This is a genomic window from Acetobacter sp. DsW_059, from assembly GCF_002153695.1.
Classification (GTDB): domain Bacteria; phylum Pseudomonadota; class Alphaproteobacteria; order Acetobacterales; family Acetobacteraceae; genus Acetobacter; species Acetobacter thailandicus.
In genome coordinates, this window is the sequence record NZ_JOPI01000038.1 from 30,187 (window position 1) to 48,825 (window position 18,639).

Below are 18,639 nucleotides of genomic sequence, written 5' to 3' on the forward strand. Positions count from 1 at the left end.
CCATTTGCCAGCGGGAAACTATATTGCTTTTTTTTACCCGCTGGCGTTCTTAAGCCCTTGCTTTATTTTATGCCGACAAGGAAAAACGTCATGTCTCTGATTGCTTCCATCCTAAAAGTGATGGCTCCCCCTCACCCTGAGGCACGACCTTTTCTTCTCGCGTCTGGCGCGACGACACTCGTGAGCCGTTTTCTGAGCCGTAAAATCTCTAACCGCCATCTGAAAACGACAGCAAAATTACTGAGCACCACCAGTGCACTGTTTTTCGGCTTTTGCCTGTATTTCTTCCGTGATCCTAAGCGGCACACACCCGCACGCAACGATGTTGCCGTTGCCCCGGCTGACGGACGTATTGTATCGATTGAAAAAATTGCACCACCGGCTGAACTCAACATGGGCACAGCACCGGTATGGCGCATTGCAACCTTTCTGTCAGTGCTCGACGTGCATGTGAATCGTGTCCCTGCGGCCGGCACTGTAACCTGCATTGCCTATCACCCAGGCCAGTTTCTCAACGCCAGCCTTGACAAAGCTTCAGACCTGAATGAACGCAATGCCATGAGTCTGCGCCTTCCCGATGGCCGTATACTGGCAGTTGTACAGATTGCAGGCCTTATTGCACGTCGTATCGTCTGCAGTGTTTCTGAAGGGATGCAGGTTGAAGCCGGAGAGCGCTTCGGGCTTATTCGCTTTGGTTCGCGCACAGACCTATACCTGCCACCCGGTGTAGAGCCTCTGGTATCTGTTGGTCAGACAATGATCGGCGGCGAAACTGTTATGGCGCGCCTTTAGGAAGAATGAGTGTGCCAGGGTTTTTAATGCTGCGTTTTATGACCAGAGGTTTGTCCCGCTCGCCTGAAGAACAAACCATTCGGCATAATGACCGATAATGCGAACACAGCGGGCATAACGGAGCGAGAAATGCATAAAGATGATTTTGAGGCAGAGCCTCAGTTTCGAGCAAAAAAACCCCCGGCAAGACGGTTAAAACGCCGTGTTCGTAAAAAAATGACCGGCATTTCCTTTAACCGTCTTATCCCTAATCTTCTGACTATGCTGGGTTTGTGTGCCGGGCTGACCGGCATGCATTTTGCAACCAACGGAGATTTTCAGCACGCTGTCATCTCTCTGCTGATCGCTGCTTTTCTTGACGGGCTTGACGGGCGCATTGCCCGTATGCTGGGCGGGTCAACACGGTTTGGTGCCGAATTTGACAGTCTTTCAGATTTTGTGTGCTTTGGCGTGACCCCCGCTTTTATTCTTTATTTCTGGGCCCTGAAAGATGGAGGATATAACGCCTTTCTCCCCTGTCTTTTCTTTATCGTCTGCATGGCACTGCGTCTGGCACGCTTTAACTCTATGCTTGATGATGAAAACACAAAACCAAAATATACGAGCGGGTTTTTTACCGGTGTCCCGGCTCCTGCCGGAGCATTTATTGTTTTATTTCCACTTCTTACAGGCCTGGAAGCGGAAAGATTGAATCTTCACGGGCTGCTGAATATCTCCCGTAACCCTTATGTTGTCTCTGCAACATTAATTGCTATCGCGCTGCTTCTGGTATCCACTTTACCGGTCTGGTCATTTAAAAACTTCAAAGTCCCTAAATATTATGCACTCCCCATCATGCTTGGTACGGGTATTTTTGCTGTTTTAATGGTCGCTAACACGTGGGCAACACTGGCAGCAGGTGATCTGATGTATCTGTCACTGATACCCATGAGCTTAGCCAGCTACAAACGCCTTAAACATGAAGCCGAAAATCTGCATATCACTTCAGAGGAAGATGATCTGCTCTCAGAGTGATGCTTCAGCCTCAGACTGACTAAAAAGCGAACACAGGCCATCAAGAACAGCCTGTGGCGGCGGCGGGCACCCGGGGATGGTCAGATCAATCTGTACTTTGCGCTGCACCCCCCCCATAACAGCATAATTTTCTGTAAAAAAACCGCCATCAAAAGCGCAGTCACCAACACAGATCAGCCCCTTAGGCAGAGGCATGCTTTTCCAGGCAGCCTCAATAACCGGTGCCATGGCTCGTGTCAGTGCACCGGTTATCAGCAAAACATCAGCACCCTGAGGCGCCTTTACAAAACCAAAACCAGCACCACGCATATCACAGGCTCCGGCAGCCAGGGCCTCCAGCTCCATACCGCAGCCACCGCACCCTCCTGTATCCACATGGAAGAGGAGCAGCGGCCAGCGTGGGCCGGCAGGTTTAAGACGTGTCCCGCCGCCTGTAAAACAGGCATCAAAAACTGCACGCATCAAACTCATACTATCAGGCCTTTTTGTTTAACCATCATACGCGGCAGCATTTACACCTAAAGAGGCACGCCCCAGTTCAAGGTCTGAAATATCCTGACCAGACAAAGCCGCCTCAAAAACCATCAGCGCCGCAGCGGCAGGGTCTCTGACATACACCCGTTCAACCCGTCCGCTACGCAGGATAACCCAGTAGAGCACCATACCCCATGGGCCTTCTGAAACACCGATACCCTCACTGTCTGTAACAGAAAGCTCAGTCCGCCCTCCGGCAGTCAGACCAAGGCGGGGGCCAAGGTCACGTAACATCCGCAGGCTTTCGCCTGTTTCTGCGACCATCACAGCAACACGGTCCTCAGCACATCCGCCTTCGCGTCCGGTTGTAAAACGCCATACTCCGTCATAGGCCCATAAAAGACGCCTGAAATCCCCCTCTCCGCCAGCTGCGCGCAGAACAGGACCATCAACACCAAAACGATCACACATACTGCGATCAACACATAAAATGTCAGACAAACGTGCGGAAAGACCGGGGTAGTTGCGCCACAATGCCGCCAGAGAAGGATAAAACTCCTCACCAAGCTCAGAGAGATGGCGACATAACTCTCCGGCCTCAGCAGCCTGCTGCAGGCTGACGCCGCCAGGTACAATATGATCCATCAGCAGGCGTGAGCCCAGAACAGGAGTTGCAACAGCGAGCAGCTTTTCGCGAAACATCATACACTGAGAGGCAACAAGTGACGCACCCGCATGACGGGCTATAGCAGCAAGCGCGAACAAATGATGCGTAATACGCTCAAACTCAAGCAACACAACACGCAGCAGCTCAACTTCTTCTTCAACACTCTGCCCGCAGGCCGCCTCTACCGCCTGACAAAAAGCCAGTTGATGCGAGACAGAAGAGCCTGCTGCGACACGCCCGCTTAAACGGCATGCCTCCTCTATACGCGACATGTGCCAGCGCTGTGCAAGACCACGATGCGCATAACCATTAACTGCTTCGGCACGGCGTATCTGCCCGCCATTATCTGTCGCCAGAGCAATATAAACCGGCGTTTCAAGGCCGCCTGTTGCAGGGCCTGACGATGCCTGTACCCCACCGGCCTGCATAATCTCATCCGAGGGCTGAAACACTAAATGTCTTTCTGGCGACTTTTCAGACGTGTCTGTATTACCGCTCAGCGGCCCCCTGACAGACCATAACCCATGATCAACCAGGGGACGCTCATCCTGGCACCACATCGCTTCGGCACCATAGAGATCAAAAATCATCCGCTCATAATATGCTGAAACAGGACGCGCAGATGACAGAGCAGGATAACGATTATTTTCTAATAACAGGCTGGCTGCCAGAGGCTGCATATCAGGCTGCATAAAGAGCGCATGAACATACGTGCCATCGCACCACAGGCCGGTAAAAGACAAAGGATGTTCTTTAAGGCTTTCTATCAGGTCCCGCCATAACATCTCTCCCAGCACATAACGCCACGATGTTTCTGTCACAGTACCTGACTGAATATAACTTACAGGATCCATCAGAAAACCCCCAGCATCATAGCCAAAGGCACCATAAAACCCGTTGCAACCAGCACAACACAGGCGACACGCCCTGCACTGTCATGAGGCCAGAAAGAAAGGTCTCCCGAATTTTTAGGAAACACACGTAAAATCACACCCAGAATACCGCCTATTGTCAGTATAGTCAGCATCCATGACATGTCGCTGAGCACAGAAAATAAGAGCAGGCAGCCAACAAACGGTGCTCCGGGTGGCTGGCAGGCCAGGGCACGGGCCGCCCATGCGTACTTAGCCATTTCAGTTCCCCCGGCCAGACACCATCCACACAAAAATAAAAGAGCGGCGACATCAGCTCTGGCACCCACCGCAATAAAAGCCAGCGCGAGTGGAAAAGAGTAAAAACGATACCACTTATCGTCACCACGTGTACTGACAGCCGTAAACCAGAGAGAAACAAGCCCTGCTATAATCAGTGTTGTGTGAAAGGCATCCCCTCCTGCTGCACGAAAATGTAAAGACAGAAGGATGACAGCCCCCACAAAGGGACGAAAGAAAGCGAGATCGACATTCTCTGCCCAGATCATGCTGAATGGCACCAGTCCGGCAAGAACAATGCTGCCACAGGCAAGCATAATGCCTGCCTCGGTTTTTCCTGGCGGCAGCAAAAGTCCGGCCAGGACAAGAAACAGACCAACCGCCATGCTACGCAAAATACGCCAGCCCACCATGGCTTTGCCCGCAGCATGGCCAATAACGAACACCCCGTAAACAAGGGATAAACCAAGCAGACCAAGCCCCACAACCGGCTCTGGTGTAATACATGCCAGGTCCGCAAGTCCGACAGAAACATAAGGCAGGCTGCGTAATAAACGTGTCTGAAAACTCTTTTGCTCCAGCACGGTCATCAACAGGCCAAAGGCCAGCATAACACGCCCGGCCCTCTGCACGGGGTCATCGTCCCACCCTGAAGCAACAGTACCGGGATTAAGAAACACTACGACAGAGAGAAGGCAGGCTATACCTGCTGCCCACAAAGAAAGCCGGCGGTTCTGTGCTTTTCCGGTCATAGCAACGAGAACAGCACCCAGAAAGGGCCAGACAAACGAAAGGGCTGCAAAAAAAAGAGAAGCCGTCATCAGGAAGCAGATCCCCTATCTGACGCACCAGAGCGCTGAGGCACATAGTCAGGGTGTGGTGCACCAGCGGCATGATCCAGCGCATCACCATCATCCTGCTGGCTGCGTTGCCATTTTTTATTTTTATGCTCCTGACGTACAGGAGCACGAACGACATGCACGCGCGGCATCACCCGGTGCACACAGGCCCCACCCAGTATAGCAATGCAACAGCCGATCAGTGCGGTAACCGCAAATGCCGTCACCTGCCTGTACATCACGGCAGATAATAAAACACCCTCTGCACAGGTAAGAAGGCCAGCCCACTGCCAGACCATCGTCTGGCGAACACTCACTGTGACTAACCCTGCCATAACAACACATATACCTGCGGGAAAAACCGTGCCATCGGGGTATAAATTCATCAGCATGAGCAAAATCATCACACCAGGAAGTAAAAAAGGTGCTGCGATAACCTTACTTTCTCTCACCTCGTCATACTGATAGAAATTAAGAAACAAAACAGGGCCGACACCCAGTATTACAGCAAAGGCAGCCCCTGCCTCCTGCAGCGGTGTCAGGGCATCAATAAGCATGGCAACGGCCGTCATGATGCCCAGAGCCGGCAAAAAAGCTATGCTGCGTGCTGCAACACAAAGAGCAAGGAACGGAACGATTACAGCGGCCAGTGTCATGGCGCAAACCCTCCTTCTTCCTCATTGTACCATGATGTTTTATGCGAAGGCGGCGTGCCTTTCTCGTTTTTATCAGATACCGGAAGGAAAAGAGGCGTTGCAATCTGCCAGGCGACCAGCCCTGCCAGAAAAACAGATAAAAAACGTACACGCCCGCGCTTTATCACCGACAAAAGAACGAGCCGGATCAGCACCAGAAAAAACATCGCACAGACCAGTTTAAGGACCCAGCCTCCGGTACCGTAAAAACAATTTACCATCCATGCTGTGGCACCCTCCTCAGGGAGCGGCAAAGCCAGCACCCCCGACCAGACAATATCACCGGCGAGCGTTATCCAGCACAACTGAAGAATGTCATGAGTCCAGAGCCATAATCCCCGGTCTGCGCCAGAAAGAGGACACTGAGCCTCGTCCGCAACGCTGCCACCCTGCCCGAGAGCACCAAGGAATATAGCAGCCCCGGCCAGCACAAAAGGTGCTCCCTCCCCTGAAGGAGAATAGGCTCTTGTGTGAATAAGAAAATTGCTGAGGTCCTGGCCGCCGGTCATCAGCAATATTGGCGTAAGCGCAGGTAAAAGCAGTATATCGCTGACACCGCTCAGATATCCGTCTGAAGCAGACTGCCCTGCCTGAATCATTACGGGGAGCATCAGCAACACAGACACCAGCACAAGCAATGCACAGATGAGCAGCAAACCAGGAGCAGGAAAGCCGGGAGGACTTAAAGAAAAAACAGGCACCATGCCACAGACAGCGATGGCAAGAACAAAAGCAACCCGCGTTACAATGCACCCGACCTGCTGACCCGGAGCCATGATACCAGGGCGCTTTAACTGATGCCTTATATTCTGCCACCTGCCACCGGGCCAGTAACGCAGCTGCCCTGTTATTCTGCCAGCCAGCAGATCAACAAACCCGCGAAAATAAGGGGCCGCATACATCATCAGAATAATCTGAAAAAATAACGCGATTACAATAAGCAGATACCATTGCCATGTCAGGATCAGCGGGGGAGAAAACGACGTCATTATCCTGCAAATAATCCTAAAAACAGCCCGGCGCCAAGAAACAGTAAAACAAGAACACCACTCTGTGCTTCACACACCGCGCAAAATCTAAGGACAAACTGCCATAACGGACTGACTGCCGCGACACATTTCTGCCAGCCGGTATGAACCGAAACTTTGTATGTCTGCCACCCCAGAAAAGTATCAACCTGAGCATTAAACTGTCTGTCAGAAGGGACAGGAGAGATGGAATTCAGCTCCTTTTTTTCAGCCTGTATGAAGGGTGCCCCCTGCTGCCAGAAAGGAGCCTGAAACTGCGCCTGAGGGAGAGGCGATATTTTAAAAAGTGTACTGAACATCTGAAGGCAGCCAGCACACAGTAACAAAGCCATTACACAATAAAGAGGGGTGTAACTCTCAGATGAACTGATAAACCAGACTGTAATGCTTTTTGACCACAGGAACGGACGTTGAAAAGTACCGGCGAGAAGATTATCTGCAAAGGCAAGCCATCCTCCCGGAAAGAATGCAACGACAGCAGCCGCTGCGACACAAACCAGTGCGGGCAGCAAAGTAAAAATACTCTGCGCTGTATCTTTATCTTCCTGTGTGGAACGAGAACGCACAACGGCAAGAACCAGGCGCAGCAAAGCCAGAATATTAATGACCATAACGCAGGAGGTTATTACGGTAAGCACAATCACTGCCAGCGCCTGTAACGGAGGTACTGCGCGAGCAGCCTGCTCAGCTGCACCAATAAAACACCATAAGACTGAAAAACTCCCCAGCGGCGGCAGGCCAGACAGAAAAAGCAAAGCACATGCCATAATGCCCTGGGCGTAGCATCCTTTTAGACGGGAGGGTAAAATCAGAGAACTGGCGCCCTCTTCCCGCTCCGGAGATGCGTCTTTTGTGTCCTGACAGAGCCATAAAAGGACAAGAGCTGATAAAAAAGGTGCTCCGGCGGCCAGAAGAGCTGCTGTTCTGAACTGCTCTCCGCCCTCAAGTGTCGTGCCAAATGCCAGCACAAGAATAACGACCAGCAGGCCGAAACCTGATGTGACCAGACCCGACATCAGCTGACCGGCAGAAGACGAACGACGTAAAGCCTGCATGCTGCCAGACAAAGCGACGCCACAGCCGCAACAAAGCAGAAAAAACTGACAAACCGAAGGTAACACACCTGATTCAGTGAGTAATCGCCCAAGCAGAAACAAACCTGTCGCGCCAGGCAGCAGGGCAGAAGGACCAGTTTGTACGGATGTCGCCTTGCCCAGCAGCAGGACCATAACACACAAGGCCGGCGTAAAAAGAAGGCTGTCAACAGGCACTGTAGCCGGCACCACGGCCACAGGCAGACAAAGACCAATCCACCCTTTTCTCACCAGAAGAATCAAAGCCGTACCCACAAGGAGGCCAAAAATAAGCGGCGAAAGCGCAAGGAAAGCAAAACCACTCAGCACACAGGCAACACCATAACGCCCCGAGCCACTGACCCCTCCGGCAAAAGACAGCAGTACCATCATAGGTAAAACCGGGCCATCCATGCCAAAAACCGGGCACCAGCTCAGCTCACCTTCAATACGCAGCACTGTACCGACCGCAGACAAAAGACCGGTCAGCACCCAGAATGCGACCAGTATTTCAGCACGCCACGGCTCTGCCCGCCCAAACCTCGCTGCCGGCAGAACCGTAACGATACCGCAACCGGCCAGGCAGATAAGAAGGCCACAAAGAAAAAATGAAACCGGAATGGTCTTACCCCCGAAACATATCTGACAAGAAACCACACCATATGCGGGACAGAGGACCCGAATAACCTTAAACCTGCAGGTGAGATCTTTTTTTAACTCTCCTGCAGATACGCAGAGTATACCGAAACCATCACCTTATAAAAGAACGTAAAAAAGCCGGCCGGTGACTTATATACCGCCGCCACCGCCGTTGCCAGACCGGAAGAGGTAATGTGAGAGAAGCATTGATATTTTTCACAACCTCAATAACGCACAGGCTACCCAGACCAGGTACGAACATTTTACCTGCAATATCGCTCACAAAATTAATATGAGCGTTTTTACATTCCCAGGTCAGGGGGAGAAAAAACATCTTCTCCTGGCGCTCTGCTTTCAGGCAGGCAAGATCGAGTAAACGCTTTATCGTATAAGATGAAAAAGCCAGTTCTCTGGCAAACGGGGTGTGCTTCAGACGGCTGCGCCCCGTCAGAGCTGCGGGGAAAATTAAAATCATACGCCCGTCATCCCGCAAAACCTGGGCGGCCTCCCGCAATAGCCTGACAGCCTGGCGTTGCGTCTGAAAAGCATGCATCAGGACAACACGATCAAAACTTTCACTTTGAAACGGTAAAACACCTGCTTCGCCAACAAGCGTATGCACCATGCTGTCACGCAGACCCGCCCCTCCACGCTTCACACCATCATAATGCGGCAAAACAACTGAAACAGGATTCATCTGCAGCCCCGGCCAGGCGCGCAGGCAAGGGGAAGCATAGCCCACTCCAAGCACTTTCTGCCCGGCAGTCAGATCCGGCCAGAAAACTCTGACCTGACGATGCAACAGCGACATACATCTCTGGCCGGTCCCGGTTGCATAAAAATCAGACAACGCTGAAAAAGTGACGTTTTGCATAGTTCATGTCTATCATGATCCTTTGATCCTGTGACACTACAGATCATATAGTCTTTTATGACTTACGCTATACAGGAGCCCCCGTAATGTCTCTTTCAGTGCACCCCATCCCTGTCATGTCAGACAACTATGTCTGGGTTTTAACCGACACAAAAACTGGCATAACAGCCATTGTTGACCCGGGAGTCGCAGAACCGGTTGAAAAAGCACTTGATGCTGCAAACCTTAAACCTGACCTGATTTTGCTTACACATCACCACCCTGACCATACAGATGGCACAGAGGCCCTGAGAAAGCGCTACAATGCAAAAGTCGCAGGGGCTGCTAACGATGCCAGCCGCCTGCCAAAGCTTGATATTGCATTGCGTGAGGGTGACACAGTAGCCGTAGGTGACTCTGTTGCGAAGGTGCTGGATGTACCGGGACACACAATCGGGCATATCGCTTTTTATTTTGACGGTGCTCCTCCTGCCCTTTTCTGCGGTGACACACTCTTTAGCATGGGCTGTGGCCGCCTTTTTGAGGGTACGCCGGCACAGATGTTTGACTCTCTGAGCAAATTTAACAGTCTGCCTGACGAGACCCGTGTTTATTGTGGCCATGAATATACACTGAGCAACGCGGCTTTTGCGCATCATACAAACCCCGACAACAAAGCTCTGCAGGCTCGCATTGAAGAGGTAAAGAAGCTGCGGGCTGAAAATCTGCCAACCCTGCCAACAACACTTGGCACAGAACGGGCTACCAACCCCTTTCTGCTGGCAAAAGATGTAGCCACCTTTACAAAATGGCGTCAGGAAAAAGATAACTTCTAAACAACCTCTCTTAATGAGAAACAGTTGTATCAGCCTGCCTGCCCTGCATCAGCCCTTCGGCGGTATGCAGGGCAGAAAGCAGAGAGCCGGCACTGTAACCGGCAAACACAATCTCACTATGACGAACGGGAACAAACAGCGTCACAGAGCGCGGCTGTGTTTTCTCATTACGAGATAAAACGGCATCAAGCTTTGTCATAATTTCCTGTTGCTGCTCCGGCACTATATTATCATGCCTCAGCTGCTCAAAAAACGGTCGGAAACTCGTCAGAGTCAACCAGCTGTCACCACTCAGCCCTTCATGCTCAAGCACAAAGAGTTTTGCAGCCCAGGTCATATGCAGACCCTGCCAGTCTGCCTCAGCCTGAGGAATAAGAATATCAGGTAAAGCCTGGGCCGCCGTTACCGGCTCAGAACCAGAATTACCTTCTTTCTGCTCTGCCACATCACCGGTACTGCGTAACAAACGCTGCCAGCTTTGCCGGCGCTCAGATAAAGGACCAGGAATTGTCACAACGACAGAAACATTAGTTAACACGTGGCGACCGGGCGCGATGTTAAGCTTCTGCGCAGTGATGTGCAAACCCGCTATCCGCTTATCAGCCTCAGCCTTTGGGTTAATAAGCATACGCCCTTTTACCTGGCGCAGTGAAAGAGCGTGTTGCGCCAGTACACCCTGCCGGGAGGAAAGCGTGATAAAATCTGTAGAAAACGCTATATCCTGAGCAGAAAGAGGAAATACCCCCCGCAACGGAAGCAAAAGCTCAACAGGAGCACCTGCCATTTGCCAGACATCGCTCTGCTTTGAGGATAAAGACAGCCCCAGCTGTTCTCCGCCTTCAAGCCTCAGAACAGCTGAAAAAGGATGAAAAGGTGAAAAACCCAGCCGGACGTTCTCAGCAAAAAAAAGTGCTTTCTCCGAGCATCTTACCGAAGCACCTGAAAGCTGCACTGAAGGATTAAAAAAAATACCGGGGTAGCTTGTCTGCTTTGTCGCTCTGAGCGTACACCCGCTTTGCTGCTGAAAGGCGACAAGCTGGCGCTTTAAATAAAACTGACCAGACAAACTTAATATAAAATCCGCCATACCGCATAACAGGATGCCGCACAGCGCGAGCACAACAGAGCGATATAAAATCTTTCTGCGCGTTTTAAGTCCTGTCATGCCGTCACAACCAATACATCAGGGAGAAAATGTCTCCTCCATATCTCTCCAGGCCTGCTGAATGTCAGAAATCATCACTTTACCAGGCGCAGGCTGCACTGGCTTGCCAATGACCACATATAAATCCCCTGATTTTTTCAGAAAAGCATTCCGCCCCCAGAACACACCGGAGTTTGTGGCTACAGGAATAACCGGTTGTTTTGTATGGTTTGCCATAGCCGTAATACCAGGCTTGAGCGGCACCCTCTCCCCCGGAGCTGTTCTTGTTCCTTCAGGGAAAATAATCACCTGTTTGCCAACATCCATCGCCTTGCTGGTTTCCTGCAACAAAACACGTAAAGCCCTGGTCCCGGCAGAACGGTTAATGGGCATCATGCCGGCGAGAATAAGCATTGGCCCGACAAGAGGTATTTTGCGCAGTTCCCCTTTCATGACGTAACAGGGCCTGGAAACAAGTAACATCCAGATAAGAGTGTCAAACGCTGACTGATGCTGAGAAGCAATCAGCAAAGGGCCTTCAGCCGGCAGATTTTCCCGCCCGACAATATGAACTTTAACCCCGCATACAGACTGAAAAAGCGCAAGCACCAGTCGCGACCACAGCTTTGCATATGGTAACGCATAGCCCCGCGCAAACCAGCGCACAGAAAATGCCCCCACACCCATGAGCATTGTCAAAGAAAAGGAGGCGACATTAAAAATAACAGAACGGATAATAGCTACAATCACAACAATATCTCTTTAAAAGCGGTCCGTGAGCCCGCTCAAAAATCAGCCCGTGGCTCTCTCCATGCTCTTAAAAGCTTACCTGTTGCAAGTCATTATAACATTAAAATAAGAAAAACTCTCCTTCTCTCTGGCCTGCGCGGAGTTCGGGATGTATAAAAATCCACCTTATCTCAAGAGGATTAGAGAACCACGATGAGCGACTTTAAAGTAAAAGACATTTCTCTGGCTGAATGGGGCCGCAAGGAAATTTCCATTGCAGAAGGCGAAATGCCAGGCCTGATGGCGCTCCGTGAAGAGTATGGCAAAAGCCAGCCTCTTAAAGGAGCACGCATTGCAGGCTGCCTGCACATGACCATTCAGACTGCTGTTCTGATGGAAACCCTGGTAGCTCTCGGTGCGACTGTGCGCTGGTCTTCATGCAACATCTTCTCCACCCAGGATCACGCAGCGGCAGCTATGGCCGCAGCTGGCATTCCGGTTTTTGCATGGAAAGGCCTTAGCGAAGAAGAATTCGTATGGTGTATCGAGCAGACGGTTAAAGGCCCTGATGGCTGGACCCCGAACATGATTCTCGATGACGGCGGTGACCTGACCGTGCTGATGCACGACAAATACCCTGAGCTGCTCGCCGATGTTAAAGGACTTTCTGAAGAAACAACAACAGGTGTGCACCGCCTGTGGAAAATGCAGAAAACCGGTGAACTCAAAGTTCCTGCAATCAATGTTAACGACAGCGTAACCAAGTCAAAATTCGACAATCTTTATGGCTGCCGCGAAAGCCTGGTCGATGCGATCCGCCGTGGTACTGACGTGATGATGGCTGGTAAAATTGCTGTCGTTGCCGGTTATGGTGATGTTGGCAAAGGCTCTGCTGCCTCTCTGCGTAACGCAGGCTGCCGCGTGCTGGTAACCGAGGCTGACCCGATCTGCGCCCTGCAGGCCGCTATGGAAGGCTATGAAGTTGTTACCATGGAAAACGCTGCATCACGTGGCGATATTTTCGTGACAGCTACCGGCAATGTTGACGTCATTACCCTTGAGCACATGCGCGCCATGAAAAACCGCGCCATTGTGTGCAACATCGGTCACTTTGACTCTGAAATTCAGATCGAAGCCCTGCGTAACTTCACGTGGGACAATATCAAACCACAGGTTGATGAAGTTGTTTTCCCTGATGGTAAACGTCTGATCGTCCTTTCAGAAGGCCGCCTGGTAAATCTTGGCAACGCAACAGGTCACCCCTCTTTCGTGATGTCTGCGTCTTTCACCAACCAGACTCTGGCACAGATCGAACTGTGGACTGCTCCGGCTGGCAAATACGAAGCCAAAGTTTACACCCTGCCTAAAAAGCTCGACGAAAAAGTTGCTGCTCTGCACCTTGCTAAAGTTGGAGCACAGCTCACACAACTCAGCCAGGCACAGGCTGATTATATTGACGTACCGGTTCATGGTCCGTTCAAAAGCGAAGAATATCGCTACTAAGAGCATACAGACTAAACGGATCACAACCTGCGGGTTGTGATCTGCTCTGTTTTTTCTCTTCACACAGGAGATTCTCTGATGAGTATTTTCGGCTCAATTCTCTCAGCTATTTTCCATCATGCTAAAGCAGCGACACCTGATGCGCCGGCAGCAGCCGGGAGTGCACCTGCACAGACAGGCGCTGCATCTGCCACGGCACCCGCAGCTGCAGCACCGGTAGATGTCAATGCTGTGCTAAATGCGCTGGCAGAAAAGAACCCCCAGAAGCTCAACTGGCAGGAATCTATTGTCGATCTGCTTAAGCTGCTTGACCTGGACAGCTCTCTCGATGCCCGCAAAAAGCTGGCTGGCGAACTTGGCTTTACCGGGGACACCAACGATTCAGCCTCTATGAACGTCTGGCTGATTAAAGCTGTGCGTCAGAAACTGGCTGAAAACGACGGCAAGCTGCCTGCAAGCCTCTGATACTCTGCTAAACATTCTACAGAGTATACAGATATCATTATGCCTGATTGCTAAGGCCATCAGGCATAATGTCGGCCATTAATGCTTTTGAGCTACCTTTGCAGCCTCAGCTAACGAAACAGGCATACTTCATATTACTGGCAATGCTGGAATAGCGCCAATAAACGTCATTAATAATCGAATAGCTTTACCATTATAAAACTAAACGCTCTCAGCAACCCATTTTCGTTTTTTAGTCGCCTGACCAATGCCCGGGTTGAGACAATTGCACGGATCAAGCGTGCGATAATGCGCCAGCATTTCATCTGGTGCCTGGTACAAATGTCCTACATTATGCTCAGCAGGGTAGCGCGCACCACGCGCATCAAGACCAGGCAACATGCTGTGTTCAACGGCCATGACATCATAGCCTTTTTTCACAACATAATCCTGATGCATCACATGGCACAGAAAATGACCATAATAGAGCTTAACAATCAGCTTTTCTTCAATTTCGGCTGGCAGCTTTTCAAACCAGTCCTGGTCATTACGACGCAGAGCTACGTCGAGAGCCACAATATTTTCAGCCTCCCGGTGATGCACCGCACGATAGCGCACCGCTGCACCGGCAGCAGCAAAACGATGCAGAAAAGCACGCTTACCTTCGTCTGTCGTGCACTCAAAAAATGAGCCACTGGCCTTGCTGAAATACTCCTGCAAATAAACTCTTACAGCAGGCATCAGCTTCTCTGAAACTTTAAGCATCAGGTGATGTTCAAAGCGATTTCTGTACTCAAGCATCCTTTTAGGCAACTGACCTGGTAAAAATTTACTGGCGAATTGTAAAAAACGGTCACTGGGGCTGTCAGGTAAAAAGCGGAATTTTTTAACAAAGCCATCAAAGTGCAATTTCCAGGCAAAAAACCGGGGCAAAAATCCTGTGCCCAGATAGCGAATAACTGCAAACGTATCTTTGCCGTATTTCTCAGCAATATCAAATGCATCCCGATGCATATATTCACCAGCAACCGGCAGCTCATCAAAGCCTGTCAGTAAATGACGCCTCAGATCTTCAAGCTCCTGCGTGTCATTTGTCCCAATATAAAAAACATGGGAACGTTTCTCAGCAGGGAATGTGTCCAACCTGACAGCGAACACCACAAGCTTACCGGCACAACCGGCAGCTTCATGCCAGCGTGCAGGATCAGCATTATACCGTGCCGGAGTGTCTGCATCCACGTCACGAACATGCTGAATATAGCGGTCATCATGCCCACGGGCTGCATCCCACGTGACATCAGCATCACTAAAATCACCGTTTTGCACCCGTGTCAGAACAGCCTCCGGGTCATCCCCCAGGTTAATACCCAGGTGGTTAACCAGGCGCAGCTGTCCATCTTCCCCAACCTGGCCAAAAATAGCCATTTCCGTATAAGCCGGGCCACGCTGTACCAAAGCACCGCCTGAGTTATTACTTACACCACCAAGAACGGATGCCCCGATGCAGGATGAACCAATAACTGAATGAGGCTCACGCCCCAGCGGAGCCAGTTTATTTTCAAGCTCATACAATGTAGAGCCTGGCAGGCAGACAACCTGGCGCCCCTCACCGATGAGGTGAATACCTGTAAGCCGCAAAGTGCTGATCAGCACAATCTCACGGTCGTAATTATCGCCATCAGGTGTTGAGCCACCGGTCAGACCGGTATTAGCTGCCTGCATAATAATAATTTTATCAGCCTGCACAGCAGCCTGAGCAACCCGCCAGAGCTCTATAAGGGTACCCGGCCTTACAACCGCGAGCACCTGACCTGACCCAAAACGAAACCCATGCCGGAACTGATACGTGTCAGCATCTCCACTCAGCACATGCTCTTTACCAACAATCGCTTTAAGACCAGATACAAGCGCGTGATCTGGCTGAGATTGTACATGCGCCATGGGATATTAGTCTCCTGAATGTTTGTTATTTTTTATCTAATGTTAAGCTATTTGAAAATAGCAAAGAGAAGCTACACACAAAACCATTTTATCTAATAATATCTGCAGGTAATATTAAAACTCACCTAATCATATTATGTTGTTTCTGAACAGACTGAGCCACCTTACTCGGATGAGCTGCTTTCAGCGCATCCGTTGAATCAACCACAACGAGAAGAGACCCTGCTAAAGGCGACTGATTACGATCTTTGCGCAGCAAGGCACTAAAACGCCTGTCAATTGCGGCAGCACGCTCATATTCAGCATCAATCAGACCATGTTTATCAATGAAAATATTTAATGCTGCAGGGATGCGCACACATCCTTCTGACGCGGTATGCCCCAGGCGCGGCTCAAGATAAACAGGGTCAGTCGCATGCATCTCAAGGCGAATTTGCCCTTTCTCACGTGAGGGCAGCCAGCCTTTTTCAGCCCACTGCCAGCCAAAATCCCACACGCGCATATCTTTGACACCGTTCCCTTTGATACCATGCTCGTTTTTCGTACCTAAAGCCCTGTAGCCCAGAATATCTGATGTATTCGCAAAAACACCTGTCGGGGTAATATAGTAATATTTACGACCAGTTGTACCACTTGATATTTTGGTCACGCCGATAACCTGCCAGTCCTCAGCATCGCCAGGAAGTGCTGCAATAAGTGCAAGGCGCTGAACCCCGGGGTTACGGTCTACAACAACCAGCACCTGCGGACGTGTCAGCGGATGGTCTGCTGAATGCTCTGCCAGTTCTTTCTGTGCAAGGCTGATCCAGAGCGCTTTCTTCTCGGCTGAAATATTTTTTTCACCGCCAACCTCTTTATTAAAAGCGAGAGTAAGGCGATGCACTTCTGCTGGCACATCCTCAACAGCAAGTGTCGGATAATCCGGCATAGCTGGCACTTCAGGAAGAGTTTCACTACCGGCCGTATGCTGGTCAGAGGTTATTTTATCTGCCGGAGCTGGACTGGTTTGTTCCGACTGAGGTGTTTCACTACCAGAAACGAGAGGAGAGACGGCCCGCTCCTGCGCATGCGCCAGGAGCGGAACAGGAAACACCATGCATGCCAGAATAAAAATTTTTGCTCTGTGCAAATCAAACTCTCCGGTCACTGACGACGGAAAGTTCTGGTGCTCCCTTCGTCAAAAATTTTAAATATTCAGAGAACGGCCATCTGCACCCAGAGCCGCTTCTTTCACTGCTTCACTCAATGTCGGGTGTGCATGGCAAACGCGCCCGATGTCTTCAGCAGAAGCACCAAACTCTATAGCCATTGTTGCTTCTGCAATCAGCTCACCGGCAGAAGGGCCAATAATATGCACACCAAGAACACGATCTGTTTTTTTACAGGCGAGAACTTTCACAAACCCATCAGTCATACCCAAAGCACGTGCACGACCATTTGCAAGGAAAGGGAACTTACCTGTTTTATACTCTACACCTTTTTCCTTTAGTGCTTCTTCTGTAAATCCAACAGCAGCAACTTCAGGCCATGTATAAATAACGCCTGGAATGGCATCATAATTTACATGACCAGCCTGACCTGCCAGCAATTCTGCCAGAGCCACGCCTTCTTCTTCTGCTTTATGTGCCAGCATCGGACCAGCAATAACATCACCAATCGCATAAATACCGGGAACACTGGTAGAAAAATGTGCATCCGTGACAATACGGCCACGCTTATCCAATTCAATACCGGCTTCTTCCAGCCCCATATTTTTGCTGGCAGCAGTACGGCCAACAGCAACCAGAACAACATCTGCCTCAATCGTTTCAGCAGCGCCACCGGCAGCAGGCTCAACAGTCAGCACAACACCTGACTTTGTTTTTTCTGCTTTGGTTACCTTATGACCCAGTTTCATTTTAAAGCCCTGTTTTACCAGGAGTTTCTGAAACTGAGATGCCACTTCGCTATCAATACCCGGAACCAGATGGTTCATGAACTCAACGACTGTAACATCTGCACCCAGACGATTCCAGACACTGCCCAGCTCAAGACCGATAACGCCACCACCAATCACGACAAGCCGTTTAGGCACTGAAGACAGCTCAAGCGCGCCTGTTGACGTAACAATAACTTTTTCGTCAATCTCGATACTTGGCAGGTTCGCACTATCACTGCCTGAAGCAATGATGATGTGCTTTGCTGTAACCGGCTTGCCATCAACAGTAATGCGACCCGTACCTTCAACCTTACCGTGACCTTTAAGCCAGGTAATGCCATTTTTCTTGAAAAGGAACTCAACACCTTTGGTATTGGCTGTCACAATCTCGCTTTTACGAGCCTGCATTTTAGCAAGGTCAAGACCAACTTTTTCAAGCACAACACCATGAGCTGCAAAATCATGTGCCGCGGCATGATAATTTTCAGATGACTGCAGCAATGCCTTTGAAGGGATACAGCCAACATTAAGGCAGGTACCACCAAGGGTTGCGCGTTTTTCTACACAGGCGACCTTAAAGCCAAGCTGTGCTGCCCGAATTGCGCATACATACCCACCCGGGCCTGAACCAATAACAATGACATCATAATCAACGTTTTCAGCTTCAGGTGCAGCCGCTTTTACTTCCGGGGCTGAGGCAGCCGCCTTTGCCGGAGCTGGCGCAGAGGCCGCTTTAGCCGGAGCACCACCACCGGCTTTACCTTTTTCAAACAGGGCCAGAACCGCACCGACTTCAACCTCGTCACCTTCTTTCACGACGTGGCTTTCAAGACAACCATCAGCCGGAGCAGGCACTTCAACGCTGACCTTATCGGTTTCAAGCTCAACTATACCCTCGT

General features: G+C 50.6%; 17 protein-coding genes. 5 read left to right on the top strand and 12 right to left on the bottom strand.

Going from position 1 to position 18,639, the window contains the following annotated elements:
• The first annotated feature begins 90 nt into the window (after positions 1-90).
• A complete protein-coding gene (locus HK25_RS09040; RefSeq protein ID WP_086635992.1) occupies positions 91-792 on the top strand; it encodes a phosphatidylserine decarboxylase in 702 nt (233 codons plus the stop codon).
• 129 nt (positions 793-921) lie between these two features.
• Positions 922-1,806 carry a phosphatidylcholine/phosphatidylserine synthase gene (locus HK25_RS09045; RefSeq protein ID WP_086554479.1) on the top strand — a complete coding sequence of 295 codons (885 nt, stop codon included), beginning with the start codon at positions 922-924 and terminating at the stop codon, positions 1,804-1,806.
• On the opposite strand, the gene HK25_RS09050 is transcribed toward HK25_RS09045, so the two are convergent.
• The 7 genes from HK25_RS09050 to HK25_RS09080 all read right to left on the bottom strand — a co-directional run bounded on the left by HK25_RS09050 (position 1,798) and on the right by HK25_RS09080 (position 9,183).
• Positions 1,798-2,277, bottom strand: a complete 480-nt coding sequence (locus HK25_RS09050) for an NADH-quinone oxidoreductase subunit B family protein (RefSeq protein WP_086635993.1) — start codon at positions 2,275-2,277, stop codon at positions 1,798-1,800. The genes HK25_RS09045 and HK25_RS09050 overlap by 9 nt on opposite strands.
• A gap of 18 nt (positions 2,278-2,295) precedes the next feature.
• Positions 2,296-3,801, bottom strand: a complete 1,506-nt coding sequence (locus HK25_RS09055) for an NADH-quinone oxidoreductase subunit D (RefSeq protein WP_086635994.1) — start codon at positions 3,799-3,801, stop codon at positions 2,296-2,298.
• A complete protein-coding gene (locus tag HK25_RS09060) occupies positions 3,801-4,919 on the bottom strand; it encodes a hypothetical protein (protein WP_086635995.1) in 1,119 nt (372 codons plus the stop codon). Before HK25_RS09060 ends, HK25_RS09055 begins: the two co-directional genes overlap by 1 nt.
• On the bottom strand, positions 4,919-5,593 hold the full coding sequence (locus HK25_RS09065; RefSeq protein ID WP_233127769.1) for a hypothetical protein: 675 nt from the start codon (positions 5,591-5,593) through the stop codon (positions 4,919-4,921). The genes HK25_RS09060 and HK25_RS09065 overlap by 1 nt, the downstream gene beginning before the upstream one ends.
• Positions 5,590-6,621 carry a hypothetical protein gene (locus HK25_RS09070; protein ID WP_086554483.1) on the bottom strand — a complete coding sequence of 344 codons (1,032 nt, stop codon included), beginning with the start codon at positions 6,619-6,621 and terminating at the stop codon, positions 5,590-5,592. The genes HK25_RS09065 and HK25_RS09070 overlap by 4 nt, the downstream gene beginning before the upstream one ends.
• Positions 6,621-8,390, bottom strand: coding sequence for a hypothetical protein (locus HK25_RS09075; RefSeq protein ID WP_086635996.1), 1,770 nt, complete (start codon positions 8,388-8,390; stop codon positions 6,621-6,623). The genes HK25_RS09070 and HK25_RS09075 overlap by 1 nt, the downstream gene beginning before the upstream one ends.
• 94 nt (positions 8,391-8,484) lie before the next feature.
• Positions 8,485-9,183 (bottom strand): class I SAM-dependent methyltransferase, encoded by a 699-nt coding sequence (locus HK25_RS09080; RefSeq protein ID WP_158092941.1) that lies wholly within the window; start codon positions 9,181-9,183, stop codon positions 8,485-8,487.
• Positions 9,184-9,332: 149 nt separating this feature from the next.
• Between HK25_RS09080 and gloB the strand changes: the two genes are divergently transcribed.
• Positions 9,333-10,061, top strand: a complete 729-nt coding sequence (gene gloB, locus HK25_RS09085) for a hydroxyacylglutathione hydrolase (RefSeq protein WP_086554486.1) — start codon at positions 9,333-9,335, stop codon at positions 10,059-10,061.
• A gap of 10 nt (positions 10,062-10,071) precedes the next feature.
• On the opposite strand, the gene HK25_RS09090 is transcribed toward gloB, so the two are convergent.
• Entirely contained in the window at positions 10,072-11,226 is a 1,155-nt protein-coding gene (locus HK25_RS09090) for a DUF2125 domain-containing protein (RefSeq protein ID WP_086635998.1), read from the bottom strand.
• Between the two features lie 18 nt (positions 11,227-11,244).
• Positions 11,245-11,898: a lysophospholipid acyltransferase family protein gene (locus HK25_RS09095; RefSeq protein WP_086636005.1), complete on the bottom strand. Its 654-nt coding sequence runs from the start codon at positions 11,896-11,898 to the stop codon at positions 11,245-11,247.
• 249 nt (positions 11,899-12,147) lie between these two features.
• Between HK25_RS09095 and ahcY the strand changes: the two genes are divergently transcribed.
• Together ahcY and HK25_RS09105 are read left to right on the top strand one after the other, a co-directional pair.
• Complete coding sequence (gene ahcY, locus HK25_RS09100; protein ID WP_086554488.1) at positions 12,148-13,437, top strand: adenosylhomocysteinase; 1,290 nt, start codon at positions 12,148-12,150, stop codon at positions 13,435-13,437.
• 78 nt (positions 13,438-13,515) lie between these two features.
• The gene (locus HK25_RS09105; RefSeq protein WP_086554489.1) at positions 13,516-13,902 is read left to right on the top strand and encodes a DUF3597 domain-containing protein; all 387 of its coding nucleotides are present in this window, start codon (positions 13,516-13,518) and stop codon (positions 13,900-13,902) included.
• Between the two features lie 201 nt (positions 13,903-14,103).
• Here HK25_RS09105 and dld read toward each other — a convergent pair whose 3' ends face one another.
• The 3 genes from dld to lpdA form a co-directional block, all read right to left on the bottom strand.
• Positions 14,104-15,822, bottom strand: a complete 1,719-nt coding sequence (dld, locus tag HK25_RS09110; protein WP_086635999.1) for a D-lactate dehydrogenase — start codon at positions 15,820-15,822, stop codon at positions 14,104-14,106.
• A 121-nt stretch (positions 15,823-15,943) separates the two neighbouring features.
• Entirely contained in the window at positions 15,944-16,918 is a 975-nt protein-coding gene (locus HK25_RS13395) for a L,D-transpeptidase (RefSeq protein WP_369822927.1), read from the bottom strand.
• Between the two features lie 90 nt (positions 16,919-17,008).
• Positions 17,009-18,639: dihydrolipoyl dehydrogenase (gene lpdA, locus HK25_RS09120; RefSeq protein ID WP_086636000.1), on the bottom strand; the 1,631-nt coding region annotated here is incomplete at its 5' end.

Coding starts and splice junctions, on each gene's coding strand:
- HK25_RS09040 (WP_086635992.1), top strand. CDS start 91: ATGTCTCTGATTGCTTCCATCCTAAAAGTGATGGCTCCCCCTCACCCT.
- HK25_RS09045 (WP_086554479.1), top strand. CDS start 922: ATGCATAAAGATGATTTTGAGGCAGAGCCTCAGTTTCGAGCAAAAAAA.
- HK25_RS09050 (WP_086635993.1), bottom strand. CDS start 2,277: ATGAGTTTGATGCGTGCAGTTTTTGATGCCTGTTTTACAGGCGGCGGG.
- HK25_RS09055 (WP_086635994.1), bottom strand. CDS start 3,801: ATGGATCCTGTAAGTTATATTCAGTCAGGTACTGTGACAGAAACATCG.
- HK25_RS09060 (WP_086635995.1), bottom strand. CDS start 4,919: ATGACGGCTTCTCTTTTTTTTGCAGCCCTTTCGTTTGTCTGGCCCTTT.
- HK25_RS09065 (WP_233127769.1), bottom strand. CDS start 5,593: ATGACACTGGCCGCTGTAATCGTTCCGTTCCTTGCTCTTTGTGTTGCA.
- HK25_RS09070 (WP_086554483.1), bottom strand. CDS start 6,621: ATGACGTCGTTTTCTCCCCCGCTGATCCTGACATGGCAATGGTATCTG.
- HK25_RS09080 (WP_158092941.1), bottom strand. CDS start 9,183: ATGTCGCTGTTGCATCGTCAGGTCAGAGTTTTCTGGCCGGATCTGACT.
- gloB (WP_086554486.1), top strand. CDS start 9,333: ATGTCTCTTTCAGTGCACCCCATCCCTGTCATGTCAGACAACTATGTC.
- HK25_RS09090 (WP_086635998.1), bottom strand. CDS start 11,226: ATGACAGGACTTAAAACGCGCAGAAAGATTTTATATCGCTCTGTTGTG.
- HK25_RS09095 (WP_086636005.1), bottom strand. CDS start 11,898: ATGCTCATGGGTGTGGGGGCATTTTCTGTGCGCTGGTTTGCGCGGGGC.
- ahcY (WP_086554488.1), top strand. CDS start 12,148: ATGAGCGACTTTAAAGTAAAAGACATTTCTCTGGCTGAATGGGGCCGC.
- HK25_RS09105 (WP_086554489.1), top strand. CDS start 13,516: ATGAGTATTTTCGGCTCAATTCTCTCAGCTATTTTCCATCATGCTAAA.
- dld (WP_086635999.1), bottom strand. CDS start 15,822: ATGGCGCATGTACAATCTCAGCCAGATCACGCGCTTGTATCTGGTCTT.
- HK25_RS13395 (WP_369822927.1), bottom strand. CDS start 16,918: ATGGTGTTTCCTGTTCCGCTCCTGGCGCATGCGCAGGAGCGGGCCGTC.